Source organism: Streptomyces capillispiralis, from assembly GCF_007829875.1.
Taxonomy (GTDB): Bacteria; Actinomycetota; Actinomycetes; order Streptomycetales; family Streptomycetaceae; genus Streptomyces; species Streptomyces capillispiralis.
Genome location: NZ_VIWV01000001.1, coordinates 1,025,386 through 1,048,615, shown reverse-complemented (window position 1 = coordinate 1,048,615; position 23,230 = coordinate 1,025,386). Strand labels below are relative to the sequence as shown.

The window sequence follows — 23,230 nt, the reverse complement described above, 5'->3', positions numbered from 1 at the left end:
GTACGGGGGAGAGCGCCCCCTCGCTCACCCGTCAGGGGGAGCTCGGGGTGATCAGACCCGTCTCGTAGGCGCAGATCACCGCCTGCACCCGGTCCCTGAGACCGAGCTTGCTCAGCACGTTGCTCACATGGGTCTTGACGGTGTGCTCGCTGACGAACAGGGTCGTGGCGATCTCCGCGTTGGACAGGCCCCGGGCCAGCAGCCGCAGCGTCTCCACCTCGCGCGCGGTGAGCGCGTCCAGGCGCTGCGGGGTCGCGGACTCGGCCGCGGCCCGCTCCCGGCGGCGCCGCACGATGTCCGCGACCAGCCGCCGGGTCACCGCCGGCGCGAGCAGCGAGTCACCGGCCGCGACCACCCGCACCGCGTGCACCAGGTCGTCCCGGCGGACGTCCTTCAGCAGGAAGCCGCTGGCACCCGCGTACAGCGCCTCGTACACGTACTCGTCCAGGTCGAAGGTGGTCAGCATGACCACCTTGCAGCCCGACTGCGCGCACACCCGGCGGGCCGCCTCCAGGCCGTCCATCACCGGCATGCGGATGTCGAGCAGCAGCACGTCCGGGGTGTGCCGGCGGACCGCCGCGACGGCCTCCTCGCCGTCCCCGGCCTCGGCGACCACCTCGATGTCGTCCTGCGCGTCCAGGATCATCCCGAACCCGGCCCGCACCAGCTCCTGGTCGTCGGCGACGACCACCCGGATGCTCACCCGAGGGCCCCCTGCCGGTCGGCGGCCACGGGCAGGCGTACGACGACCCGGAAACCGCCGTCCGGACCGCTGCCGGTCTCCGCGCTGCCCCCGCAGGCGGCCGCCCGCTCCCGGATGCCGATCAGCCCGTGTCCGCCGACCGGCGCGGACGGGCCCCGTCCGTCGTCCGTCACCGTGAGGGTCACCTGGTCCTCCGCCCAGTCCAGCTCCACCACCGCGCGGGAGGCGCGGGCGTGCTTCACCGTGTTGGTGAGTGCTTCCTGGACCACACGATAGGCCGCGATCCCGGTGTCCGAGGGCAGCGGACGGGGCTCACCCGTGGTGCGCAGTTCGGTGCGCAGCCCCGTGGACTCCCGCACCTGGCGCACGAGCCGCGGCAGGGCGGCCACGCTCGGCTGCGGCAGCCGCGTCGCCTCCCCGTCCGGCCGTTCCTCCTTCAGCACGCCGAGGATCCGCCGCAGCTGGGCCATCGCCTCCCGGCCGGTCGTGGCGATGGTGTCGAAGGTGGCCTCCGCGCGCTCCGGGTCCTTGCGCACCACCACCGGCCCGGCCTCCGCCTGCACCACCATCAGGCTCACCGCGTGCGCCAGGATGTCGTGCATGTCCCGGGCGATCCGCGAGCGTTCCTCCGCCCGGGCCCGCGCGGTGTCGGCGGCCCGCTCCCGCTCCAGCCGGCGCGCCCGGTCCTCCAGTTCGGTGGTGTAGGCGCGCTGGACCCGGGCGAGCACGCCGAGGGCGTAGGCGCAGACGAGGCCCATCAGATGGAAGGCGTACTCGAAGGGCTGCTTGTCCGCCTGGTGCTGCATGGTCACGACGACGCCGATCACCCAGCCCGCGAGCATCATCCGGCGCTGCCAGGGCCGGGCCAGGGCGGCCATCGTGTACAGGACGACCATCCCGCCGTACATCACGTCCGGCGGGGGCGCGTGGTAGAGCGCCTGCGCCGGGGTGGCGGCCGACACCGCCCACGCGGCGCCGCACGGGGACCGGCGCCGCCAGACGAGCGGTACGGCCGTGGCGGCGCCCAGCAGCCAGCCCAGCAGGCTCAGCCGGTCGTCCCCCTCGTCGGGGAAGATCCACTGCAGGGACACGGCGAACAGCACGAGCGCGGCCAGCGCCGTGTCGAGGGCGTACGGATTCGCCGTGCGCCAGCGGGTGACGACCGGCGCGAAGGCGGACCGGAGGGACATGAGCGGCTCCTCGGGGCGGGGGGCCGTTCCAGTATCACGAGGGCGGGGGAGCCCGGTCCTCACCGGTGAGAGGGATTTCGGGGACGGTTTCGGGCAGGTGGGGGACGCGGTTTCGGGCAGGTGGGGGACGACCCGCGGGTGGTGTGCGGGGAGCCGGGCGGGGAATCCGGCGGCGGCCCCCTCCCGGGCGAGTAGGGTCGTCCACGGTCGTCGTGGGCGGAAGGGTGCGGACGTGAGGCTGACGATTCTGGGCGGCGGAGGGTTCCGCGTGCCGCTGGTCCACGGGGCGCTGCTCGCGGACCGTGCCCCGGGACGGGTGACCCGGGTCGTCCTGCACGACGTGGACGCCGGCCGGCTGCGCGCGGTCACCCGCGTCCTCGCCGAGCAGGCCGCCGGTGTGCCCGGCGCCCCCGAGGTGAGCGCCACCACCGACCTCGACGAGGCGCTCACCGGCGCCGACTTCGTCTTCTCCGCGATCCGCGTCGGCGGCCTGGAGGGCAGGGCGAACGACGAACGGGTCGCCCTCGCCGAGGGCGTGCTCGGCCAGGAGACGGTCGGCGCGGGCGGCATCGCCTACGGTCTGCGCACCGTCCCCGTCGCCGTCGACATCGCCCGCCGGGTGGCCCGCCTCGCCCCCGACGCCTGGGTCATCAACTTCACCAACCCCGCCGGACTGGTCACCGAGGCCATGTCCCACCACCTCGGCGACCGCGTCATCGGCATCTGCGACTCACCGGTCGGTCTCGGCCGCCGTATCGCCCGGGTGCTCGGCGCACGGCCGGGGGAGGCGTGGATCGACTACGTCGGCCTCAACCACCTCGGCTGGGTGCGCGGCCTGCGGGTCGCCGGCCGGGACGAACTCCCGCGCCTGCTCGCCGATCCCGCACTGCTCGGCTCCTTCGAGGAGGGCCGGCTGTTCGGCGCCGACTGGCTCCGCTCCCTGGGCGCGGTTCCCAACGAGTACCTGCACTACTACTACTTCAACCGCGAGGCCGTGCACGCCTACCAGCGGGCGGAGCGGACCCGGGGCGCGTTCCTGCACGACCAGCAGGCCCGGTTCTACGCCGGGACCGAGGACCCCGCGGTCTCCGCCCTGGACCTGTGGGAGCGCACGCGCGCCGAACGGGAGGCCACCTACATGGCCGAGAACCGGGAGGCGGCGGGCGCGGGCGAGCGCGAGGCCGACGACCTGTCCGGCGGCTACGAGAAGGTGGCCCTCGCCCTGATGCGGGCCATCGCCCGCGACGAACGCACCACCCTCATCCTCAACGTCCGCAACCGCGGCACCCTCGCCGCGCTGGACGGGGACGCCGTCATCGAGGTCCCCTGTCTCGTGGACGCCAACGGCGCGCACCCCGTGTCCGTGGACCCGCTGCCCGACCACGCCACCGGCCTGGTCTGCGCCGTCAAGGCCGTCGAGCGCGAGGTGCTGGCCGCCGCCCGCTCGGGCTCCCGTGCGACGGCGGTCAAGGCGTTCGCCCTGCATCCGCTCGTGGACTCGGTGACGGTGGCCCGGCGTCTGGTCGACGGCTACACGGCCGTCCACCCCGGCCTCGCCTACCTCGGCTGACCGGTCGGCCAAACGGTTTCGGATCGGCCGGTCGCCCCCCGTGACAGCGGCCGACCGACCCGAACCCCCCCGTTCCCCCGTGCTTCCCCCGTGCTTCCCCCCGGCGGCTTCCCCAGTCGCCTACCGTTAAGAGCAGGCAGCCGGGCCCCTGATACACCCCGGCGGAGATTTTCCGGGAAATATTTTCTACGAGCGTGCCCCGGTCGCCGTCCGCGGCTCCACCGGCGCCGCCGGCGCCGGTACCGCACCCAGGGCGGGCGCGGCGGCCGGCAGCTCGGCGCGCAGCTGCGGCGACGAGACCGGCAGCAGCGGACGCGGACCGGACACCACCGTGTAGTCCTGGCCCAGGAACGGCGGCACCATCTCGCCCGGGTCCTCACCGAGCGCCAGCCGCACGGCGGCCCACGGGGCGTTCACCCCGCACAGCGACAGCTGGTGCAGCCCGCCCGCCGGCCGGGTGTTGACGTCCATCAGCACGGGCCGGTCGCCGAGCATCCGGAACTGGATGTTGGACAGGTGGTGCAGTCCGAAGCCCTCCGCGATCCGCCGGGCCGGCTCCAGCCACTGCTCGTGCAGCGTGAAGCCCCTGCGCCGGCCGTTCTTGGTGCGCCCCACCGCCAGCCGGATCCGGTTGTCGGGCCCGGTGAGGCAGTCCACCGACACCTCCGGCTGCTCCAGGCGCGGCATCACCAGCCAGTCCACCGGCTCATCGGCCTGCCGCAGAGCCTCCAGCACCTGACTCAGCGGCACGTACGGGCTCGGGAAGCCGCTCAGCTGCGCGAGGGCGAACGGGGCGCGCGTGATCACACGGAAGCCCACCCCGCCCGCACCGGACGCGGGCTTGAAGCAGGCGCGGTGACCCCGCGCCTCCAGCGCCTCGACGGCCGCCAGAAGCTCGTCCGCGCGGCGCACCCGCCACCACGGCGGCACGGGCACCCCGATCGCCTGGACCGCCTCGTAGGCGATCACCTTGTCGTGGAACACGGCCACCGCCTCGGGCGGCGGCGCCAGCAGCGCCGTACCGACGGCCGCGAACTCGGCGCGGTGCGCGACGATCGCCGCCTGGTGCAGCCGGGGGACGAACACGTCGATGCCCCGCCGCTCGCACTGCGCGAGCGCGTACTCGACGTACGCCGCCGGGGACAGGCCCTCGGGCTCCAGTTCGGCGGTGTCGGCGGCGGCCAGCACGGGGGAGTCGGGATCGCCGTGGGTGGCATGGATCTCGACGGCCCGGTCGCTGGGATTTCTCCGCAGCTGATCCATGAAGAACACGTTCTCCGCGTACGTGCGGTTGAGCCAGACGCGTACGCGAGAGACCATGCAGGCCGCCTTTCACGGTTCGCGGGCAGGGCTCAGCGGCCCGTTGCCCGGGCAGGACGTATGGAGGGTCGCCAAACCGCCCTGTGCGAAGGGCGTTTCACTGGCGGTGGTGCGGCAGATCATACGGCTTCCGCGGAGGCTGCTGATACCACGGGCCCACGACGGGTCGTGCTTGTCCCGGCGGCACGAATGTGATCTCGTGGATCCGTTCGTGACGGCTGAAAGGGCGACGGGTGATGTCGGGGACAGGCGGCGGACAGCTGTGGGCCATCAGCGACCTGCACATCGGCTACGCGGAGAACCGCGCCCTGGTCGAAGGGATGCGGCCCGAGTCGGACGAGGACTGGCTGCTGGTCGCCGGTGACGTCGCGGAGACCGTCGAGGACATCCGCTGGGTCCTCAAGACCTTCGCCGGCCGGTTCGCCAAGGTCGTCTGGGTGCCCGGCAACCACGAGCTGTGGACCCATCCGAGCGACGCGGTCACCCTGCGCGGCGTCGCCCGCTACGACCACCTCGTCGAACAGTGCCGCGAGCTCGGGGTGATCACACCCGAGGACCCCTACCCGGTCTGGGACGGCCCCGGCGGCCCGGTGGCCGTCGCACCGCTGTTCCTGCTGTACGACTACTCCTTCCTGCCGTCCGGGTGCTCCACCAAGGACGAGGGACTGACGTACGCGCACGGCACCGGCGTCGTCTGCACCGACGAGCACCTGCTGCACCCCGACCCGTACCCGAGCCGGGAGGCCTGGTGCCGGGCCCGGGTCGCCGATACCGAACGGCGGCTCGCCGAGGTGCCCGAGGGGCTGCCGCTCGTCCTCGTCAACCACTATCCGCTGCACCGCCATCCCACGGACGTGCTGTGGTATCCCGAGTTCGCCATGTGGTGCGGCACCGTACTGACCGACGACTGGCACCGGCGGTTCCCCGTCCACACCATGGTCTACGGCCATCTGCACATCCCCCGGACCACCTGGCAGGACGGGGTCCGCTTCGAGGAGGTGTCGGTGGGCTATCCGCGCGAGTGGCGCAAGCGGGCGCAGCCGCCGGGGCGGCTGCGCCGGATCGTGCCGAGGGAGGACGAGGGCCGATGATCGAGGAACTGCTGCCGCCGACGGTGGTCGCCGTGGAGGCCTACGGCGACGAGGGCGTCGACGCCCCCCTGTACCCCGAGGAGGAGGCGCTGGTGGCGCGGGCGGTCCTCAAACGCCGCCGCGAGTTCACCGCCGTACGCTCCTGCGCGCGCCGGGCGATGGAGAAGCTCGGCGTGCCGGCGCATCCCGTGCTGCCCGGTGAGCGCGGCGCCCCCATCTGGCCGCAGGGGCTGACCGGCAGCATGACCCACTGCCAGGGCTACTGCGCAGCCGCCCTGGTCCGCGCGGGTGACCTGGCGTCCCTCGGCATCGACGCCGAGGTCCACGCGCCGCTGCCCGAGGGCGTGCTGTCCACCGTGGCGCTGCCGGAGGAGGCGGCGCGGGTCGGACGGCTGACCGGGGAACTGCCCGCCGTGCACTGGGACCGGCTGCTGTTCAGCGCCAAGGAGGCCGTCTACAAGGCCTGGTTCCCGCTCACCGGGAAGTGGCTGGACTTCCTGGAGGCCGACATCGTCTTCACCCCCGACCCCGGCACCCGCACCCGCGGAGGCTTCCGCGCCACCCTCCTGGTCCCCGGACCGCAGGTGGGCGGCCGCGTGCTCGACCACTTCACCGGCCGCTGGACGACCGGGCAGGGCCTGATCGCCACGGCGATCGCGGTCCCGCACGGCTGAACCGGGAGCGTCCCGCGGCAGCGGCTCACGCCGCGCCGCCCCGGGACGCCACGCCGTCACGGCATCCCGGCCCGCTACGGCTCGGGGTGCCAGTCCCGCAGCATCCGGAAGAACGCCTCCTCGTTGCCCGCCAGGCCGGCCCGGGCCAGCGCCGTCTCCGCCTCGGCGAGCACGGCGGGCGGGACGAGCGCGGGGCCGGGCGCGTCCGGCGGGGCCGGCCGGGTGTCGAAGGCGGCGCGCACGGTGTGCAGCAGCCGCAGATAGGCCTGGACGGCGGTGCGCTCGCGGTCGGTCAGTACGGCGGTGGGCATCGCTCGGCTCTCCCCGTGTCGTCGTCATGGGTCCCGCGCCCCCGCACTGGAAGGGGCGCACCTCCAGCTTGCCGCCCCCCACTGACAATCGGGCCGCGACGCCGCCCGGTTCGCCCGCCCGGAGGGCTCGCGCGCCGGGGCGCGGCCGCTCAGCCCTGCGGCCCCAGATAGCCCAGTGACGCACCGATCCGGCCCGCGAGGTGATCACGCTGCACCGGTCCGCGCAGCGACGGACCCGCCAGCCAGGTGCGGCACTTGCTGGCCAGCAGCAGGCCGAAGGCCTCGGCCTCCTTCTCCTCGGCCAGGTCGAACCGGGTGCGGGCGGCGACCTTCAGGACGGTCGCCCGCAAGGCGTCCTCGTCCGGGGTCCCGTCCAGCAGCCGGGTCGCGACCTCGGCACCCGCGAGGTGGTGACCTCGGTGGCCGGCCTGCATGTGCCACAGTTCGTGGCCGAGGATCACCAACTGGTGGTCAGGCGCGGTGCGTTCCTCGATCACCACGAGGTCCTGGTCCGTCATGTCGAGCCACAGCCCGCTCGCGGTCCCCGGCGGGAAGACGGCCGTGCGGAACAGTACGGGCCGTCCGCGGCGCCTGCTCATCGCCGCGCACAGGGCGGCGTACAGGTCCGCGGGCGGCGCCGGGGCGGGAAGCGTCAGCTCCGCGAGCAACTCGCCGCACAGGCGGCGCATTTCCCTACCGATGCCCACAGTTCCCCCCAGGTCACGACGTGGGCCGCTGGACACTCTCCAGGAGCATGTCCAGCCACTCCGCGACCTTGTCGCGGTGCTGGTCGGTGGGCAGCTGGGCGGCCCGCCAGGCGATCCCGCGCACACCGTGGTCCTGCAGCAGCCGCTCCAGCGGGTCGTCGGCCGCCGCCGCGGCCCGCCGCTCCCGGTCGGCGAGCTTCTGCAGCAGCTCCTGCTCGGTGTGCTGGAGCACGCTCGCGAGCGCCTCGGGGTCCTCGGCGGTCAGGAAACCGGCGTGGACCCGGAAGAACCGCTGGATGGCGTCGCAGTGCTCCATCGTGGGGCGCCGGTCGCCGTTGATCAGCGCACCGGCCTGCTGCCGGGACATGCCCGCACCGTCGGCGATCTCCTGCTGGGTGTACTTGCGGCCGTTGGGCTTCAGCCGGGTGCGGCGCAGCAGGTCCAGCCGCTGCACGAACCGGGCCTGCACATCCGGCTCCCCCGCGGAGCGGCCGCTCAGCAGCGCCCTGACCACGGCCTCCGGCACACCGGAGGCGACGGACAGCCGGCCGACGTCGAAGACCTCGGAGTGCGCCACACCGAGCCGGTCGGCGAGTGCGGTGACGCGGGCGACGACGGCCGGCAGCGCGGTCGTCGGCGCGGTGCCCGGACCCTCGAAGCCACCCGTCACCGAAAGATCTCCTACGTCTCTCACAGGCTTCTCACAAGCGATTGCCGTGAACTTCACGGAGACTAGCCGTGCTTCGAACTCACATCCAGGTCTCGCCACAACTGTGGCCAATTTCAGCCGTCAACCGACATGAAATGCCACGATAGTTGACACGCCTCACGTCCGGGCAGCAGGATCGGGGCGCCGCGTCAGGGCCGCACAGGCAAGAGGGGTGACCTCCCGATGGCATATCAGGCAGGAGGGCAGCGGCCGGCACCGCGGCCCGTCCCCGAGACTCCCGAGGCCCAGGCCTATCTGCGGGACTACGCCGCGCTCCTGGAGGCGGCCCCCTTCCCCTCCCTGGTCGTCGACCACCGCTGGGACGTGCTGCTCACGAACAGTGCCTTCCGGACACTTTTCCAGGATGTGGAGCCGCACCCCACCGCCCTGCCCGTCGACAACTTCCTGCGGTTCGTCCTCTTCCACCCGGACGCCGGATCGGTGCTCGGCGACCACGAGTCGAGCTGGTGCCTGCCGATGCTGGCCCACTTCGCCAAGACCGTCGAGCGGCACGGACACGACCACGGCCTGCAGGCCATCCGCCGTGACATCGCCCAGGACCCGATCATGGAGGCCGCCTACCGGCACGGACTGCCGCACTGGCTCCGGGCCGTCGGCGAGCGGGCCGCCGAACACGACGGCGCCGTACGGCCGCTGCTCCACCCCGACCCGCGCTGGGGCGCCACGGACTGCCGCATCGTCGTCGAGACGACCGGCACCCTCCGGGACATGGGCTGCGTCCGGCTGACCCTGGTCCTGCGCGAGGTGCCCCGCATGGCGGCCCGGGGCCGCGGGGCGCGCCGCGCCGCCTCCCACCTGCGAGTGGTCCCCGCCGCCGACTGAACCGGCCCCCGTACAGGTCCTGACAGGTCCTGTCGGCCCTGTTCCCCCCACGAGTGCTGTGTGACATAGTACAGACGTGAGCGAGTCGCTGACCTGCGATGTTGTCGTGGTGGGCGCCGGGATGGTGGGCGCCGCCTGCGCCCTGTACGCGGCCCGGGAGGGCCTCGCCGTCACCGTCGTGGACCGGGGCCCGGTGGCCGGCGGCACGACCGGCGCCGGTGAGGGCAACCTCCTGGTCTCCGACAAGGCCCCCGGCCCCGAGCTCGAACTCGCCCTGCTGTCCAACCGGTTGTGGGCGGAGTGGGCCCGGGGGACGGGCACGGCGGTCGAGTACGAGGCCAAGGGCGGGCTCGTCGTCGCCACGACACCCGCGACGCTGGACGGGCTGCGGGGGTTCGCGGCAGCGCAGCGGGCGGCCGGGGTGACGGCCGACCCCGTCCCCGCCGACCGGCTCCACGACCTCGAACCGCTTCTGGCGCCCGGCCTCGCGGGCGGCGTGCACTACCCGCAGGACGCCCAGGTGATGCCCGCCCTCGCGGCGGCCCACCTGCTGCGCGCCTCCGGCGCCCGGCTGCTCACCGGCCGCGAGGTGACCCGGGTGCTGCGCACCTCCGACGGCGCGGTGTACGGCGTGCGCACGGACCGCGGCGACCTCCACGCCCCGGCGGTCGTCAACGCGGCCGGCACCTGGGGCGGCGAACTCGCCGCCCGCGCCGGGGTGTCGCTGCCCGTGCTCCCCAGACGCGGCTTCGTCCTCGTCACCGAGCCGCTGCCGCCCCGCATCCGGCACAAGGTGTACGCCGCCGACTACGTGGCCGACGTCGCCAGCGACTCGGCGGCGCTGCAGACCTCGCCGGTGGTGGAGGGCACGGCCGCGGGACCGGTGCTGATCGGCGCCAGCCGGGAACGGGTCGGCTTCGACCGGTCCCTGTCGCTCCCGGCGGTGCGGGCGCTGGCGGCGGGGGCGACACGCCTGTTCCCCTTCCTGGCCGGTGTCCGCGCCCTGCGGACGTACGCGGGCTTCCGGCCGTACCTCCCCGACCACCTCCCGGCGATCGGCCCCGACCCGAGGGCGCCCGGCCTGTACCACGCGTGCGGCCACGAGGGCGCGGGCATCGGGCTGGCCACCGGCACCGGGCTGCTGATCGCCCAGGCACTCACCGGACGGACGCCGGCCCTGGACCTCACACCCTTCCGGCCGGACCGCTTCCCCCCGCGAATCACCGGCGCGATCCGCCGAACGGGCCCCGCGTCCGACGCAGCCGAGGAGGCCGAGGAGTGAATCCACTGGAGCGGGCCGGGGCGCGACCCGGGCCCCCCTTCCTGGTCACGTTCGACGGACGGCCGGTCGAGGCGCTGCCCGGCCGGACGGTGGCCGCCGTGCTGTGGGCCGCCGGCATCACCTCCTGGCGCACCACCCGGGACGGCGGACGCCCCCGCGGGGTGTTCTGCGGGATCGGGGTGTGCTTCGACTGCCTGGTCACCGTGAACGGCCGCCCCAACCAGCGGGCCTGTCTGGTGCCCGCTCGGCCGGGCGACGTGATCGGCACCCAGGAGGGGACCGGCCATGCGGACTGACCTCGCGGTGATCGGCGCGGGACCGGCCGGACTCGCCGCGTCCCTCGCGGCGGCCGCACGGGGCGTACGGGTCGCCCTCGTCGACGCGGCGCCGGAGCCGGGCGGGCAGTTCCACCGGCAGCCCGCGGCCGGGCTCCGCGCGGAACGCCCCGAGGCCCTGCACCACCAGTGGCGCACCTGGACCCGGCTGCGGGACGGGCTCGCCGCGAGCTCCGTCCGGCTCCTGGCGGAGCATCACGTGTGGTGCGTGGAGCGGGGGCCCGACGGTCTCACCGTGCACGCGCTGCTCGGCCCGGACCAGGAGGAGCCCGCCGAGGTGCACGCCACCGCCGTGCTCCTGGCCACCGGCGGGTACGAGACCGTACTGCCCTTCCCCGGCTGGACCCTGCCCGGCGTCGTCACCGCGGGCGGCGCGCAGGCCATGCTCAAGGGCGGCCTCGTCGTACCGGGCCGGACGGCGGTCGTCGCCGGGACCGGACCGCTGCTGCTGCCTGTGGCGACCGGGCTCGCGACGGCGGGCGTACGGGTGGCCGCGCTGGTGGAGTCGGCGGACCCCGGGCGCCTGCCGCGGCACGTCCGGTCACTGGCCGGCAAGCTGCCCGAGGGCGCCGGCTACGCGGCCCGGCTGCTGCGGCACCGCGTCCCCTTCCTCGCCCGCCACACCGTGGTCCGCGCCCACGGTGACGACCGGCTGACCGGCGTCACCGTCGCCGCGCTCGACGCGCACGGCCGCCTCCGGCCGGACACCGAGCGCCATCTGCCGTGCGACACGCTCGCGGTGGGGCACGGCATGCTCCCGCACACCGACCTGGCCGAGGGCCTCGGCTGCCGGCTGGACGGACCCACCGTCGCCGTCGACGACGAACAGCGCACCGACGTACCCGGCGTCTGGGCCGCGGGCGAGGCCACCGGTGTCGGCGGCGCGGTACTCGCCCTCGCCGAGGGGCACATCGCCGGGCGCTCGATCGCCGCCCGGCTGCGCGGCACCGTGCCCGATCCGGGGCAGTGGGCGCCCGCCGCCCGGGCCCGCGCCCGTATGCGCAGGTCCGCGGCGGCCCTCGACTCCGTCTACGCCCCGTCCGCCCGCTGGACCGACCGGGTCACCGACGACACCGTGGTCTGCCGCTGCGAGGAGGTCACGGCGGGCGCGGTCCGCGAGGCCCTCGCGCTCGGCGCCGGGGACGCCCGCACGGTCAAGCTGCTCACCCGGGCCGGCATGGGCTGGTGCCAGGGCCGGATGTGCGGACCGGCGGTCGCGGGCCTCGCCGGCTGCGAACCCACCCCGTCCCGGCGGCCGTTCGCCCGGCCCGTGCCGCTGGGCGTACTCGCCGCACAGCACACCGAGGAAGGACACTCATGACCGACCACCGTCCCTGGCGCGGCGTCCTCGTCGCCACCGCCCTCCCGCTGAACGACGACCTCTCCGTCGACCACGACCGCTACGCCGAGCACTGCGCCTGGCTGGTGGCGAACGGCTGCGACGGCGTCGTACCGAACGGCTCGCTCGGCGAGTACCAGGTGCTCACCCCCGAGGAACGCGCCAGGGTCGTCGAGACGGCCGTCGCCGCGATCGGCGGGGAGCGCGTGATGCCCGGCGTCGCCGCCTACGGTTCCGCCGAGGCCCGCCGCTGGGCCGAGCAGGCGGCCGAGGCGGGCTGCCGGGCGGTGATGCTGCTGCCGCCCAACGCCTACCGCGCCGACGAGCGTTCCGTCCTCGCCCACTACGCCGAGGTCGCCGCCGCCGGACTGCCGGTCGTCGCCTACAACAACCCCATCGACACCAAGGTCGACCTGGTGCCGGAGCTGCTCGCCCGGCTGCACGGCGAGGGGTACGTCCAGGCGGTCAAGGAGTTCTCCGGGGACGTCCGGCGCGCCTACCGGATCGCCGAACTCGCCCCCGAACTGGACCTGTTGGTCGGTGCCGACGACGTGCTGCTGGAACTCGCCGTCGCCGGCGCCAAGGGTTGGGTGGCCGGCTACCCGAACGCGCTGCCCCGCTCCTGCGTGGAGCTCTACCGCGCCGCCGTGGCCGGCGACCTCACCACCGCGCTGCCGCTGTACCGGCAGTTGCATCCGCTGCTGCGCTGGGACTCACGCGTGGAGTTCGTCCAGGCGATCAAGCTGTCCATGGACCTCACCGGCCGGTACGGTGGCCCCTGCCGCCCGCCCCGGGTGCCGCTGGAGCCCGTCCAGGAGGCGGCCGTCCGCGCGGCCACCGAGCAGGCCGTCGCGGCCGGACTGGCGTAGGGGAGGCCGGTCATGCGCAGCAGACTCGTCCTGCACGCCGTCGACTCGCACACCGAGGGCATGCCCACCCGGGTGATCACCGGCGGCATCGGCACCATCCCGGGCGCGACGATGAACGAGCGCCGCCTGTACTTCCGCGAACACCGCGACGACGTCAAGCGGTTGCTGATGAACGAGCCGCGCGGGCACTCCGCGATGAGCGGCGCGATCCTCCAGCCGCCCACCCGCCCCGACTGCGACTGGGGCGTGGTCTACATCGAGGTCTCCGGCTACCTCCCCATGTGCGGGCACGGCACGATCGGTGTCGCGACGGTGCTGGTCGAGACCGGCATGGTGGAGGTCGTCGAACCGGTCACCACCATCCGCCTGGACACGCCCGCCGGGGTGGTCGTCGCCGAGGTCGCCGTCGAGGACGGCGCCGCCACCGCCGTGACCCTGCGCAACGTCCCGTCGTTCGCCGTCGGGCTCGACCGGACGGCCACCCTGCCCGACGGGCGGACGGTCACCTACGACCTCGCCTTCGGCGGCAACTTCTACGCCGTCCTGCCGCTGGACCGGCTCGGGCTGCCCTACGACCGGTCGCACAAGGAGGAGATCCTCGCGGCCGGTCTCGCGCTGATGGAGGCGATCAACGCCGAGGAGGAACCGGTCCACCCCGAGGACCCGTCCATCCGCGGCTGCCACCATGTGCAGGTGACCGCTCCCGACGCCACCGCCCGCCACTCCCGGCACGCCATGGTGATCCACCCCGGCTGGTTCGACCGCTCGCCCTGCGGCACCGGCACCAGCGCCCGCATGGCCCAGCTGCACGCCCGCGGCGAACTCCCGCTGCACACCGAGTTCGTGAACGAGTCCTTCATCGGCACCCGGTTCACCGGCCGGCTGCTCGGCACCACCGAGGTGGCGGGCCGCCCGGCCGTGCTGCCCAGCTTCACCGGGCGCGCCTGGATCACCGGCACCGCGCAGTACCTGCTGGACCCGCGCGACCCGTTCCCGGCGGGGTTCGTCCTGTGACCGCGCCCCGCCCCGCCCTGCGGTCCCTCGGCGGCCGCAGGCCCAGCTACCGCGAGCGGGTCGCGGACGCGCTGCGGGCCGCGCTGGTCGCCGGGGAACTGCGCCCGGGCGAGGTGTACTCGGCCCCCGGGCTCGCCACCCGCTTCGGTGTCTCCGCCACCCCCGTGCGCGAGGCCATGCTCGACCTCGCCAAGGAAGGGCTGGTCGACACCGTGCCCAACAAGGGGTTCCGGGTCACCGCCGTCTCCGAGCGGCAGCTCGACGAGTACACCCACGTCCGTGCCCTGATCGAGATCCCGACGACGGCGCAACTCGCCCTCACCGCGGACCCGGTGGCGCTGCGGGCGCTGCGCCCGGTCGCCGAGGAGATCGTCACGGCCGCCGCGGACGGCGACCTGATCGCGTACATCGAGGCCGACCAGCGCTTCCACCTGGGGCTGCTGGCGCTCGCCGGCAACGGGCACCTGGTGGAGGTCGTCCGGGACCTGCGGCGGCGGGCACGGCTGTACGGGCTGACCACGCTGGTCGAGCAGGGGCGCCTGGAGGCGTCGGCCGAGGAGCACCTGGAGATACTCGACGCGCTGCTCGCCCGGGACACGGAGGCCGTACGCGCCGTGATGACCCGCCACCTCGGGCACGTCCGGGGGCTCTGGGCAGCACCATGACAGGTTTCTTGCGCGATGACGCAAACGGCTTGCGTATCTTGCGCTACTCTTGCGGCCATGACGCGACGACTTGCTGTGGTGGCGAAGAAGGTCGGGGTCAGCGAGGCCACGGTCAGCCGGGTGCTCAACGGCAAGCCGGGGGTCTCCGAGGCCACCCGGCAGGCGGTGCTCTCGGCCCTGGACGTGCTCGGCTACGAGCGGCCCACCCAGCTGCGCGGTGAGCGCGCCCGGCTGGTCGGCCTGGTCCTGCCCGAGCTGCAGAACCCGATCTTCCCCGCCTTCGCCGAGGTCATCGGCGGCGCGCTGGCCCAGCTCGGGCTGACGCCGGTGCTGTGCACGCAGACCCGGGGCGGCGTCTCCGAGGCGGACTACGTGGACCTGCTGCTCCAGCAGCAGGTGTCCGGCGTCGTGTTCGCCGGCGGCCTGTACGCCCAGGCCGACGCGCCGCACGAGCACTACCGCCGGCTCGCCGAGCGGAACATCCCCGTCGTCCTCGTCAACGCGGCGATAGAGCACCTCGGTTTCCCGGCCGTGTCGTGCGACGACGCCGTGGCCGTGGAGCAGGCCTGGCGGCACCTGGCCTCGCTCGGGCACGAGCGGATCGGGCTGGTGCTCGGTCCCGGCGACCACATGCCCTCGGCGCGCAAGCTGGCCGCCGCCCGCGCGGTCGCGGGGGAGGTGCCCGAGGAGCACGTCGCCCGCGCCATGTTCTCCATCGAGGGCGGTCACGCCGCCGCCTCCCGGCTGATCGAGCGGGGCGTCACCGGCTTCCTCTGCGCCAGCGACCCCCTCGCCCTCGGCGTCGTACGGGCCGCCCGCCGCAAGGGACTCGACGTACCCGGGCAGATCTCCGTCGTCGGCTACGACGACTCGGCGCTGATGAACTGCACCGAGCCGCCCCTCACCACCGTGCGGCAGCCCATCGAGGCCATGGGCAGGGCGGTGGTGGAGCTGCTGAACGCGCAGATCAGCGGCAGTGCGGTGGCCCCCGATGAGCTGCTGTTCGAGCCCGAGCTGGTGGTGCGGGGGTCGACCGCGCAGGCTCCCCGCCCCTGAGGACCACGTGGCTGTCGAATAATTTCAAAATCTGCGCGACATCTTGCGGACCGATGTCGTCGGTGCTTGAGTGTGCCCCGCCCACCGCTCCTGTTCCGAGGGGTTCACTCGCTCCTGTCCCGTAAGGGGTCCACCGATGAGAAGCAACGGGATCCGCCGTACCCTCGTCGCGCTAGGCGTCGGCGCGCTCACGCTCACCGCGTGCGGGTCGAACGACGACGAGGCCGCGGGCGGCACGACCCGCATCACGGTCAACTGCATGCCGCCCAAGAGCGCCGAGGTCGACCGCCGGTTCTTCGAGGAGGACGTCGCCGCCTTCGAGAAGGAGAACCCGGACATCGACGTCGTCCCGCACGACGCGTTCCCCTGCCAGGACCCGAAGACCTTCGACGCCAAGCTGGCCGGCGGGCAGATGGAGGACGTCTTCTACACCTACTTCACCGACGCGAGGCACGTCGTCGACATCGGCCAGGCGGCCGATCTCACGCCCTACGTCAAGGAGTTGAAGAGTTACGGCACCATCCAGCGGCAACTGCGGGACATCTACACCGTCGACGGCAAGGTCTACGGCATCCCGCGCACCGGCTACTCGATGGGCCTGATCTACAACAGGGCACTCTTCGAGAAGGCCGGCCTCGACCCGGACCGGCCGCCCACCACCTGGGCCGGGGTCCGCGACGCCGCCAAGAGGATCGCCGCCCTCGGCGACGGCACCGTCGGCTACGCCGACTACAGCGCGCAGAACCAGGGCGGCTGGCACTTCACCGCCGAGCTGTACTCCCGGGGCGGCGACGTGGTCAGCCCCGACGGCAAGAAGGCCACCGTCGACACCCCCGAAGGCCGTGCCGTGCTCCAGACCCTCCACGACATGCGGTGGAAGGACGATTCGATGGGCAGCAGGCAGCTGCTCGTCATCAACGACGTCCAGCAGATGATGGGCGCCGGCAGGCTCGGCATGTACCTCGCCGCCCCCGACAACATCCCGATCCTCGTCAAGGAGAAGGGCGCGAAGTACCAGGACATCGCCATCGCCCCGATGCCCGGCGGCAACGGCACCCTCATCGGCGGCGACGGCTACATGTTCGGCAAGAAGGCATCGCCCGAGCAGATCCGCGCCGGACTGAAGTGGCTCGACCACATGTTCCTCACCCCCGGGGACGGCTTCCTCGGGGACTACGCCCGCGCGAAGAAGAACGACGCCCCGGTGGGCCTGCCCGAGCCCCGCCTGTTCACCGGCGCCGCAGACGAGAAGGACCAGCAGGTCAAGAAGGCCAACGCCAACGTCCCGGTGGAGAACTACCGGGCCTTCCTCGACGGCAACCAGCGGCTGGAGATGAAGATCGAGCCGCCCCACGCCCAGCAGCTCTACTCCGTCCTCGACGGTGTCGTCTCCGCCGTCCTCACCAAGGAGGACGCGGACATCGACCGGCTCCTGAAGGACGCCTCCGGCAAGATCGACGGCATCCTGGCGCGGGGCTGACCGGTGACGAAGACGGCCGAACGGCCGGCCGGCACCGTGCCGGTCCGCCCGGTGAAGGCGCCGTCCCCGGCAGGGGACCGGGGACGGCGCCGCCTCACCGACCACCTGCGCGCCTACGGCTTCCTCGCCGGCGGCCTCGTCTGCTTCGCGCTGTTCTCCTGGTACCCGGCGCTCCGCGCGGTCGTAATCGCCTTCCAGAAGTACACGCCCGGCTCGGAGGCCGAATGGGTCGGCACCGCCAACTTCACCCGGGTCCTGGACGATCCCGAGTTCGGCGCCGCCTGGCGCAACACGCTCACCTTCACCCTGCTCGCCCTGCTGCTCGGCTTCGCCGTCCCCTTCGTACTGGCCCTCGTCCTCAACGAACTGAGGCACGCCAAGGCGTTCTTCCGGGTGGTCGTCTACCTGCCGGTGATGATCCCGCCGGTGGTCGGCGCCCTGCTGTGGAAGTGGTTCTACGACCCGGGCGCCGGCCTCGCCAACGAGGCCCTGCGCCTGCTCCACCTGCCCACGTCCAACTGGACCAACGGCGCCGACACCGCCCTGGTGTCCCTCGTCGTCGTCGCCACCTGGGCCAACATGGGCGGCACCGTCCTCATCTACCTCGCCGCCCTGCAGTCCGTCCCCGGCGAGCTGTACGAGGCCGCCGAACTCGACGGGGCGAACCTGATCCAGCGCGTCCGCCACGTGACGATCCCGCAGACCAGGTTCGTCGTCCTGATGCTGATGCTCCTCCAGATCATCGCCACCATGCAGGTGTTCACCGAACCCTTCGTGATCACCGGCGGCGGACCGGAGAACTCCACGGTCACCGTCCTCTACCTGATCTACAAGTACGCCTTCCTCTACAACGACTTCGGCGGTGCCTGCGCGCTGAGCGTGATGCTCCTCGCCCTGCTCGGCCTGTTCTCCGCCGGGTACCTCCGCCTGACCCGCTCCGGAGAGGAGGCCGCATGAGCAGCACCCCCCGCACCCTCGTCTCCCCGGCCGTACTGGCCCGCCCGCGCGGCAGGGCCGTCTACTGGACGGTGTTCACCGGCGTCGTCGTGCTGTTCGCGCTCGCCTTCCTCTTCCCCGTCTACTGGATGGCGAGCGGAGCGATGAAGTCACCGGACGAGGTGGCGCGCACCCCGCCCACCCTGGTCCCGGAGAGCTGGAGCACCAGCGGGTACACCGACGCCTGGGAGCTGATGCGGCTGCCCACCCACTTGTGGAACACGGTGGTGCAGGCGGCCGGCGCCTGGCTGTTCCAGCTGGTGTTCTGCACGGCCGCCGCCTACGCCCTGTCCAGGCTCCGGCCCGCCTTCGGCAAGCTGATCCTCGGCGGCATCCTCGCCACCCTGATGGTCCCGGCCCAGGCCCTCGTCGTACCGAAGTACCTGACGGTGGCCGATCTCGGGCTGCTCAACGACCCGCTCGCCATCTGGCTGCCGGCCGTCGCCAACGCCTTCAACCTCTACCTGCTGAAGCGGTTCTTCGACCAGCTGCCCAGGGACGTGCTGGAGGCCGCCGAGATGGACGGCGCGGGGAGGCTGCGCACCCTGTGGTCCGTCGTGCTGCCCATGTCGCGGCCGGTGCTCGGCGTGGTGTCGATCTTCGCGCTGGTCGCGGTGTGGCAGGACTTCCTGTGGCCGCTGATGGTCTTCTCCGACACCGGCAAGCAGCCGATCAGCGTGGCCCTCGTGCAGTTGTCGCAGAACGTCCAGCTGACCGTGCTCATCGCCGCGATGGTGATCGCCAGCATCCCCATGGTCGCGCTGTTCCTCGTCTTCCAGCGGCACATCATCGCCGGAATCAGCGCGGGCAGCACCAAGGGCTGACACCGGCACCCTCCACAGAAGAGAAAGGCACGCACCGTGGGACAGCCCACCCCCGCCCCCAGCGACGACTGGTGGCGCTCCGCCGTCATCTACCAGGTGTACGTCCGCAGCTTCGCCGACGGTGACGGCGACGGCACCGGAGACCTCGCGGGCGTCCGCGCCAAGCTGCACCATCTCGCCGAACTGGGCGTGGACGCGCTGTGGTTCAACCCCTGGTACCTGTCCCCGATGAAGGACGGCGGCTACGACGTCGCCGACTACCGGGTGATCGACCCGGCGTTCGGCACCCTCGCCGAGGCGGAGAAGCTGATCGCCGAGGCCCGCGAGCTGGGCCTGCGCACGATCATCGACATCGTGCCGAACCACGTCTCCGACCAGCACCCCTGGTTCCGCGCCGCCCTCGCCGGCGGCCCCGAGCGCCACCTGTTCCACTTCCGCCCGGGCCGCGGCGCACACGGCGAACTCCCGCCGAACGACTGGCGGTCGGAGTTCGGCGGCCCCGCATGGACCCGGCTGGACGACGGCGACTGGTACCTCCACCTGTTCGCCCCGGAGCAGCCGGACCTCAACTGGGCGCACCCCGCCGTCCGCCAGGAGCACGAGGACATCCTGCGGTTCTGGTTCGAGCGGGGCGTGGCGGGGGTGCGCATCGACTCCGCCGCGCTGCCGGCGAAGGACCCCCGGCTGCCGGACTTCACCGAGGGCCGCGACCCGCACCCCTACGTCGACCGCGACGAACTCCACGACATCTACCGCTCCTGGCGGGCCGTCGCCGACGAGTACGGGGCCGTCTTCGTCGGCGAGGTCTGGCTCCCCGACTCCGAGCGCTTCGCCCGCTACCTCCGCCCCGACGAACTGCACACCGCGTTCAACTTCTCCTTCATGACCTGCCCCTGGGACGCGGCCCGGCTGCGCACCTCCATCGACGACACCCTGGCCGAGCACGCCCCGGTCGGCGCCCCCGCCACCTGGGTGCTGTGCAACCACGACGTCACCCGCACGGTCACCCGTTACGGCCGCGCCGACACCGGCTTCGACTTCGCCACCAAGGCCTTCGGCACCCCCACCGACCTGGCCCTGGGCACCCGCCGGGCGCGTGCCGCCGCCCTGCTGTCCCTGGCCCTGCCCGGCGCGGTCTACCTCTACCAGGGGGAGGAACTGGGCCTGCCCGAGGTGGAGCTGGCGCGCGAGCTGATCCAGGACCCGATGCACGCCCGGTCGGGCGGCACCGACCCGGGACGCGACGGCTGCCGGGTGCCGCTGCCCTGGGAGGCCGAGGCGCCGTACGCCGGGTTCGGCTCACGGCAGACGCCCTGGCTGCCGCAGCCCGACGGCTGGGCGGACTACGCGGTCGACCGCCAGCTCGGCGATCCCGGCTCCATGCTCTCCCTCTACCGCCGGGCGATCCGTCTGCGCCCCGGGTTCGGTGACGGCCCGCTCACCTGGCTCCCCGCCCCCGAGGGCGTCCTGCACTTCGTGCGGGACGGGGGCGCGCACTGCCTGGTCAACCTCGCCGCCACCCCGGCCGTGCTGCCCGGACACGCCGAGGTCCTCCTCGCCAGCGGCCCGCTCGACGCCGACGGACGGCTGCCCCGGGACACGGCGGTCTGGCTGCGCGCCTGAGACCGCGGTGCCCCGGGACACGGCGGTCCGGTCGCGCGCCTGAGACCGCACCCGCTCGTTCCCGCCCCCACCACGAAGGGACCCGCACATGCACCCGATTGGGACCACCCGCTCGACTGTCAGGAGCATGCCAGCCCTGTCCGCGGCCGTCGCCGTGACCGCCGGCCTGCTCGTCGCCCTCGCCCCCACGCCGGCCCACGCGGCGGCGGGCGCCACCCTGCCCTTCACCTCGGTCGAGGCCGAGTCCGCCACGAGCACCGGCACCACGATCGGCCCCGACCACACCCAGGGCACCCTCGCCTCCGAGGCCTCCGGCCGGCGGGCGGTACGGCTGAACCCGGGGCAGCGCGTGGAGTTCACGGTGCCGCGCGCGGCCAACGCCGTGAACGTGGCCCACAGCGTCCCCGACGGACAGTCCGGCTCGCTCGACGTGTACGTCAACGGCCAGAGGCTGGCCGGGACACTGCCGGTGACCTCCAAGTACTCCTACGTCGACACCGGCTGGATCCCCGGCGCCAGGACCCACCACTTCTACGCCAACTCCCGCATGCTGCTCGGCCGTGACGTGCGGGCCGGGGACAAGGTCGCCCTCCAGGCCGCCAACGTCCAGGTCACCGTCGACGTCGCCGACTTCGAACAGGCGGCGGGTCCCGCCGCGCGGCCCGCCGGATCCGTCTCCGTGACCGACAAGGGCGCCGACCCCAGCGGCCAGGGCGACTCGACGCAGGCGTTCCGGGAGGCGATCAGCGCGGCACAGGGGGGAGTGGTGTGGATCCCGCCGGGCGAGTACCGGCTCACCTCCTCCCTGAACGGCGTGCAGAACGTCACCCTCCAGGGCGCAGGCCACTGGCACTCGATCGTGCGCACCTCCCGCTTCGTCGACCAGTCCAGTTCCTCGGGCAACGTCCACATCAAGGACTTCGCGGTCATCGGCGAGGTCACCGAACGCGTCGACTCCAGCCCGGACAACTTCGTCAACGGCTCCCTCGGCCCGAACTCCTCCGTCTCCGGCATGTGGCTCCAGCACCTCAAGGTCGGCCTCTGGCTGACCGGCACCAACGACAACCTCGTCGTGGAGAACAGCCGCTTCCTCGACATGACGGCGGACGGCCTCAACCTCAACGGCAACGCGCGCGGCGTGACGGTCCGCAACAACTTCCTGCGCAACCAGGGCGACGACGCGCTCGCCATGTGGTCGCTGCACGCGCCGAACACCAACAGCACCTTCGAGAACAACACGGTCTCGCAGCCCAACCTCGCCAACGGCATCGCGGTCTACGGCGGCACCGACATCACCGTCCGCGGCAACCTGGTGAGCGACACCAACGCCCTCGGCAGCGGCATCGCGATCTCCAACCAGAAGTTCCTCGACCCCTTCCACCCGCTGTCCGGCACCATCACCGTCGACGGCAACACCCTGGTCCGCACCGGCGCCATGAACCCCAACTGGAACCACCCGATGGGCGCCCTGCGCGTCGACTCCTACGACAGCGCCATCGAGGCGCAGGTCAGGATCACCGACACGACGATCACCGACAGCCCCTACAGCGCCTTCGAGTTCGTCTCCGGCAGCGGACGCGGGTACGCCGCGAAGAACGTCACCGTCGACGGCGCCACCGTGAACGGGGCGGGCACGGTCGTCGTCCAGGCCGAGACGCAGGGCGCCGCCACCTTCCGCGACGTCACCGCCACCGACGTCGGCGCGGCCGGCGTCTACAACTGCCCCTACCCGTCCGGCTCCGGCACCTTCACGCTCACCGACGGCGGCGGCAACTCCGGCTGGGACAGCACCTGGTCGGACTGCACCACCTGGCCCCAGCCCGGCCAGGGCGACCCCGGCCCCGACCCGGACGCGAACCTCGCCCGGGGCCGCACGGTCACGGCCACCGGCTCCCAGAACGTCTACACCCCGGGCAAGGCGGTCGACGGCGACGCGAACACGTACTGGGAGTCCGCCAACCACGCCTTCCCGCAGTCCCTGACGGTCGACCTGGGCTCCGCCCGGGCCGTGCGCCGGGTGGTGCTGAAGCTGCCGCCGCAGGCCGCGTGGCAGGCCCGCACCCAGACCCTGTCGGTGCAGGGCAGCGCCGACGGCTCGGCGTACTCCACGCTGGTCGCCCCGAAGGACTACCGCTTCGACCCGGCCACCGGCAACACGGTGACCATCCCGGTCAGCGGCACCGTCCGCCACCTGCGGCTGCACGTCACCGGTAACACCGGCTGGCCGGCGGCGCAGTTCAGCGAGGTGGAGGCGTACCTTTCGTGACGTCCTGAGCCGGGGCCCCGCGCTTCGCCGCCTGGATCCGCTCGTACACCCGGATCCGCAGCTCGGCGAAGCGCGGGGCCACCCGCGTGCCCGACCCGGCTCGGACGCCGGGCCGTCGTCGAACCCGCGCGGGACCACGGCCGCCACGGGCACGTGGCCGCACTGCGCGGCGCCGGATGCGGCACCGGCGCGGAACCGGTCGCCGCGCTCGGCGCGGTGGCCGCGCACCGCACCCGCGACGCGTTCGGCCGCCTCGCGGAGGCCGACCCGGACCGGTACGCGGCCCAGTGGCTCGCCACGGCCGTCTACCTCGCCGGTACGGATGCCGCCCTGCGCGGCACGGGCTGGGACCGCTGAACGGTG

At 73.3% G+C, this 23,230-nt stretch carries 23 protein-coding genes and 1 pseudogene; 17 read left to right on the top strand and 7 right to left on the bottom strand.

Annotation, left to right across the window (positions count from 1 at the left end; all coding sequences use genetic code 11):
• Positions 1-31: 31 nt before the first annotated feature.
• Both FHX78_RS04190 and FHX78_RS04185 read right to left on the bottom strand, forming a co-directional pair.
• Positions 32-703 (bottom strand): response regulator, encoded by a 672-nt coding sequence (locus tag FHX78_RS04190; RefSeq protein WP_145866111.1) that lies wholly within the window; start codon positions 701-703, stop codon positions 32-34.
• The gene (locus FHX78_RS04185) at positions 700-1,893 is read right to left on the bottom strand and encodes a sensor histidine kinase (RefSeq protein WP_145866110.1); all 1,194 of its coding nucleotides are present in this window, start codon (positions 1,891-1,893) and stop codon (positions 700-702) included. Before FHX78_RS04185 ends, FHX78_RS04190 begins: the two co-directional genes overlap by 4 nt.
• 232 nt (positions 1,894-2,125) lie before the next feature.
• On the opposite strand from FHX78_RS04185, the gene FHX78_RS04180 reads away from it, so the two are divergent.
• Positions 2,126-3,463: a 6-phospho-beta-glucosidase gene (locus FHX78_RS04180; protein WP_145866109.1), complete on the top strand. Its 1,338-nt coding sequence runs from the start codon at positions 2,126-2,128 to the stop codon at positions 3,461-3,463.
• 186 nt (positions 3,464-3,649) lie between these two features.
• Here the strand turns inward: FHX78_RS04180 and FHX78_RS04175 are convergent, their stop codons facing one another.
• The gene (locus FHX78_RS04175; RefSeq protein ID WP_145866108.1) at positions 3,650-4,783 is read right to left on the bottom strand and encodes an ATP-grasp domain-containing protein; all 1,134 of its coding nucleotides are present in this window, start codon (positions 4,781-4,783) and stop codon (positions 3,650-3,652) included.
• A 236-nt stretch (positions 4,784-5,019) separates the two neighbouring features.
• Here FHX78_RS04175 and FHX78_RS04170 point away from each other — a divergent pair, with 236 nt between their 5' ends.
• Positions 5,020-5,874 (top strand): metallophosphoesterase family protein, encoded by an 855-nt coding sequence (locus tag FHX78_RS04170; RefSeq protein ID WP_145866107.1) that lies wholly within the window; start codon positions 5,020-5,022, stop codon positions 5,872-5,874.
• Positions 5,871-6,548 carry a 4'-phosphopantetheinyl transferase family protein gene (locus FHX78_RS04165; protein WP_145866106.1) on the top strand — a complete coding sequence of 226 codons (678 nt, stop codon included), beginning with the start codon at positions 5,871-5,873 and terminating at the stop codon, positions 6,546-6,548. Before FHX78_RS04170 ends, FHX78_RS04165 begins: the two co-directional genes overlap by 4 nt.
• 74 nt (positions 6,549-6,622) lie before the next feature.
• On the opposite strand, the gene FHX78_RS04160 is transcribed toward FHX78_RS04165, so the two are convergent.
• The 3 genes from FHX78_RS04160 to FHX78_RS04150 all read right to left on the bottom strand — a co-directional run bounded on the left by FHX78_RS04160 (position 6,623) and on the right by FHX78_RS04150 (position 8,236).
• Positions 6,623-6,859, bottom strand: a complete 237-nt coding sequence (locus FHX78_RS04160; protein WP_145866105.1) for a hypothetical protein — start codon at positions 6,857-6,859, stop codon at positions 6,623-6,625.
• A 149-nt stretch (positions 6,860-7,008) separates the two neighbouring features.
• Positions 7,009-7,548: a toxin-antitoxin system, toxin component gene (locus FHX78_RS04155; protein ID WP_145866104.1), complete on the bottom strand. Its 540-nt coding sequence runs from the start codon at positions 7,546-7,548 to the stop codon at positions 7,009-7,011.
• Between the two features lie 31 nt (positions 7,549-7,579).
• Positions 7,580-8,236, bottom strand: a complete 657-nt coding sequence (locus tag FHX78_RS04150; RefSeq protein WP_145866103.1) for a helix-turn-helix domain-containing protein — start codon at positions 8,234-8,236, stop codon at positions 7,580-7,582.
• 222 nt (positions 8,237-8,458) lie between these two features.
• Between FHX78_RS04150 and FHX78_RS04145 the strand changes: the two genes are divergently transcribed.
• The 13 genes from FHX78_RS04145 (at position 8,459) to FHX78_RS04085 (ending at position 22,867) form a co-directional block, all read left to right on the top strand.
• The gene (locus tag FHX78_RS04145; RefSeq protein WP_167531677.1) at positions 8,459-9,118 is read left to right on the top strand and encodes an MmyB family transcriptional regulator; all 660 of its coding nucleotides are present in this window, start codon (positions 8,459-8,461) and stop codon (positions 9,116-9,118) included.
• 76 nt (positions 9,119-9,194) lie between these two features.
• Positions 9,195-10,400 (top strand): NAD(P)/FAD-dependent oxidoreductase, encoded by a 1,206-nt coding sequence (locus FHX78_RS04140; RefSeq protein WP_145866101.1) that lies wholly within the window; start codon positions 9,195-9,197, stop codon positions 10,398-10,400.
• Positions 10,397-10,696 carry a (2Fe-2S)-binding protein gene (locus FHX78_RS04135; protein WP_145866100.1) on the top strand — a complete coding sequence of 100 codons (300 nt, stop codon included), beginning with the start codon at positions 10,397-10,399 and terminating at the stop codon, positions 10,694-10,696. Before FHX78_RS04140 ends, FHX78_RS04135 begins: the two co-directional genes overlap by 4 nt.
• Positions 10,686-12,056 carry an FAD/NAD(P)-dependent oxidoreductase gene (locus FHX78_RS04130; RefSeq protein WP_145866099.1) on the top strand — a complete coding sequence of 457 codons (1,371 nt, stop codon included), beginning with the start codon at positions 10,686-10,688 and terminating at the stop codon, positions 12,054-12,056. Before FHX78_RS04135 ends, FHX78_RS04130 begins: the two co-directional genes overlap by 11 nt.
• A complete protein-coding gene (locus tag FHX78_RS04125) occupies positions 12,053-12,943 on the top strand; it encodes a dihydrodipicolinate synthase family protein (protein ID WP_145866098.1) in 891 nt (296 codons plus the stop codon). The genes FHX78_RS04130 and FHX78_RS04125 overlap by 4 nt, the downstream gene beginning before the upstream one ends.
• Positions 12,944-12,955: 12 nt before the next feature.
• The gene (locus FHX78_RS04120; protein WP_145866097.1) at positions 12,956-13,957 is read left to right on the top strand and encodes a proline racemase family protein; all 1,002 of its coding nucleotides are present in this window, start codon (positions 12,956-12,958) and stop codon (positions 13,955-13,957) included.
• Positions 13,954-14,622, top strand: a complete 669-nt coding sequence (locus tag FHX78_RS04115; protein WP_145866096.1) for a GntR family transcriptional regulator — start codon at positions 13,954-13,956, stop codon at positions 14,620-14,622. Before FHX78_RS04120 ends, FHX78_RS04115 begins: the two co-directional genes overlap by 4 nt.
• Positions 14,623-14,679: 57 nt before the next feature.
• Entirely contained in the window at positions 14,680-15,678 is a 999-nt protein-coding gene (locus FHX78_RS04110) for a LacI family DNA-binding transcriptional regulator (protein WP_189908703.1), read from the top strand.
• 136 nt (positions 15,679-15,814) lie between these two features.
• The gene (locus FHX78_RS04105; protein ID WP_145866095.1) at positions 15,815-17,158 is read left to right on the top strand and encodes an ABC transporter substrate-binding protein; all 1,344 of its coding nucleotides are present in this window, start codon (positions 15,815-15,817) and stop codon (positions 17,156-17,158) included.
• A 3-nt stretch (positions 17,159-17,161) separates the two neighbouring features.
• On the top strand, positions 17,162-18,115 hold the full coding sequence (locus FHX78_RS04100) for a carbohydrate ABC transporter permease (protein ID WP_145866094.1): 954 nt from the start codon (positions 17,162-17,164) through the stop codon (positions 18,113-18,115).
• Positions 18,112-18,978 carry a carbohydrate ABC transporter permease gene (locus FHX78_RS04095; RefSeq protein ID WP_145866093.1) on the top strand — a complete coding sequence of 289 codons (867 nt, stop codon included), beginning with the start codon at positions 18,112-18,114 and terminating at the stop codon, positions 18,976-18,978. Before FHX78_RS04100 ends, FHX78_RS04095 begins: the two co-directional genes overlap by 4 nt.
• A gap of 36 nt (positions 18,979-19,014) precedes the next feature.
• On the top strand, positions 19,015-20,601 hold the full coding sequence (locus tag FHX78_RS04090) for a glycoside hydrolase family 13 protein (protein WP_145866092.1): 1,587 nt from the start codon (positions 19,015-19,017) through the stop codon (positions 20,599-20,601).
• 127 nt (positions 20,602-20,728) lie between these two features.
• Positions 20,729-22,867, top strand: coding sequence for a glycosyl hydrolase family 28-related protein (locus FHX78_RS04085; RefSeq protein WP_229924117.1), 2,139 nt, complete (start codon positions 20,729-20,731; stop codon positions 22,865-22,867).
• Here FHX78_RS04085 and FHX78_RS37320 read toward each other — a convergent pair.
• Positions 22,839-22,961 (bottom strand): annotated as a pseudogene (locus FHX78_RS37320) (ABC transporter ATP-binding protein); the annotation flags it as partial. The gene FHX78_RS04085 and the pseudogene FHX78_RS37320 sit on opposite strands and share 29 nt — an antisense overlap.
• A gap of 59 nt (positions 22,962-23,020) precedes the next feature.
• On the opposite strand from FHX78_RS37320, the gene FHX78_RS04075 reads away from it, so the two are divergent.
• Positions 23,021-23,224 carry a hypothetical protein gene (locus FHX78_RS04075; RefSeq protein WP_167531645.1) on the top strand — a complete coding sequence of 68 codons (204 nt, stop codon included), beginning with the start codon at positions 23,021-23,023 and terminating at the stop codon, positions 23,222-23,224.
• Positions 23,225-23,230 lie beyond the last annotated feature (6 nt).

What these genes read in the sequence shown, in the direction of transcription:
- FHX78_RS04185 (WP_145866110.1), bottom strand. Translation starts at nt 1,893, where the DNA reads ATGTCCCTCCGGTCCGCCTTCGCGCCGGTCGTCACCCGCTGGCGCACG.
- FHX78_RS04175 (WP_145866108.1), bottom strand. Translation starts at nt 4,783, where the DNA reads ATGGTCTCTCGCGTACGCGTCTGGCTCAACCGCACGTACGCGGAGAAC.
- FHX78_RS04170 (WP_145866107.1), top strand. Translation starts at nt 5,020, where the DNA reads ATGTCGGGGACAGGCGGCGGACAGCTGTGGGCCATCAGCGACCTGCAC.
- FHX78_RS04165 (WP_145866106.1), top strand. Translation starts at nt 5,871, where the DNA reads ATGATCGAGGAACTGCTGCCGCCGACGGTGGTCGCCGTGGAGGCCTAC.
- FHX78_RS04160 (WP_145866105.1), bottom strand. Translation starts at nt 6,859, where the DNA reads ATGCCCACCGCCGTACTGACCGACCGCGAGCGCACCGCCGTCCAGGCC.
- FHX78_RS04155 (WP_145866104.1), bottom strand. Translation starts at nt 7,548, where the DNA reads ATGCGCCGCCTGTGCGGCGAGTTGCTCGCGGAGCTGACGCTTCCCGCC.
- FHX78_RS04145 (WP_167531677.1), top strand. Translation starts at nt 8,459, where the DNA reads ATGGCATATCAGGCAGGAGGGCAGCGGCCGGCACCGCGGCCCGTCCCC.
- FHX78_RS04130 (WP_145866099.1), top strand. Translation starts at nt 10,686, where the DNA reads ATGCGGACTGACCTCGCGGTGATCGGCGCGGGACCGGCCGGACTCGCC.
- FHX78_RS04125 (WP_145866098.1), top strand. Translation starts at nt 12,053, where the DNA reads ATGACCGACCACCGTCCCTGGCGCGGCGTCCTCGTCGCCACCGCCCTC.
- FHX78_RS04120 (WP_145866097.1), top strand. Translation starts at nt 12,956, where the DNA reads ATGCGCAGCAGACTCGTCCTGCACGCCGTCGACTCGCACACCGAGGGC.
- FHX78_RS04110 (WP_189908703.1), top strand. Translation starts at nt 14,680, where the DNA reads ATGACGCGACGACTTGCTGTGGTGGCGAAGAAGGTCGGGGTCAGCGAG.
- FHX78_RS04105 (WP_145866095.1), top strand. Translation starts at nt 15,815, where the DNA reads ATGAGAAGCAACGGGATCCGCCGTACCCTCGTCGCGCTAGGCGTCGGC.
- FHX78_RS04095 (WP_145866093.1), top strand. Translation starts at nt 18,112, where the DNA reads ATGAGCAGCACCCCCCGCACCCTCGTCTCCCCGGCCGTACTGGCCCGC.
- FHX78_RS04085 (WP_229924117.1), top strand. Translation starts at nt 20,729, where the DNA reads ATGCCAGCCCTGTCCGCGGCCGTCGCCGTGACCGCCGGCCTGCTCGTC.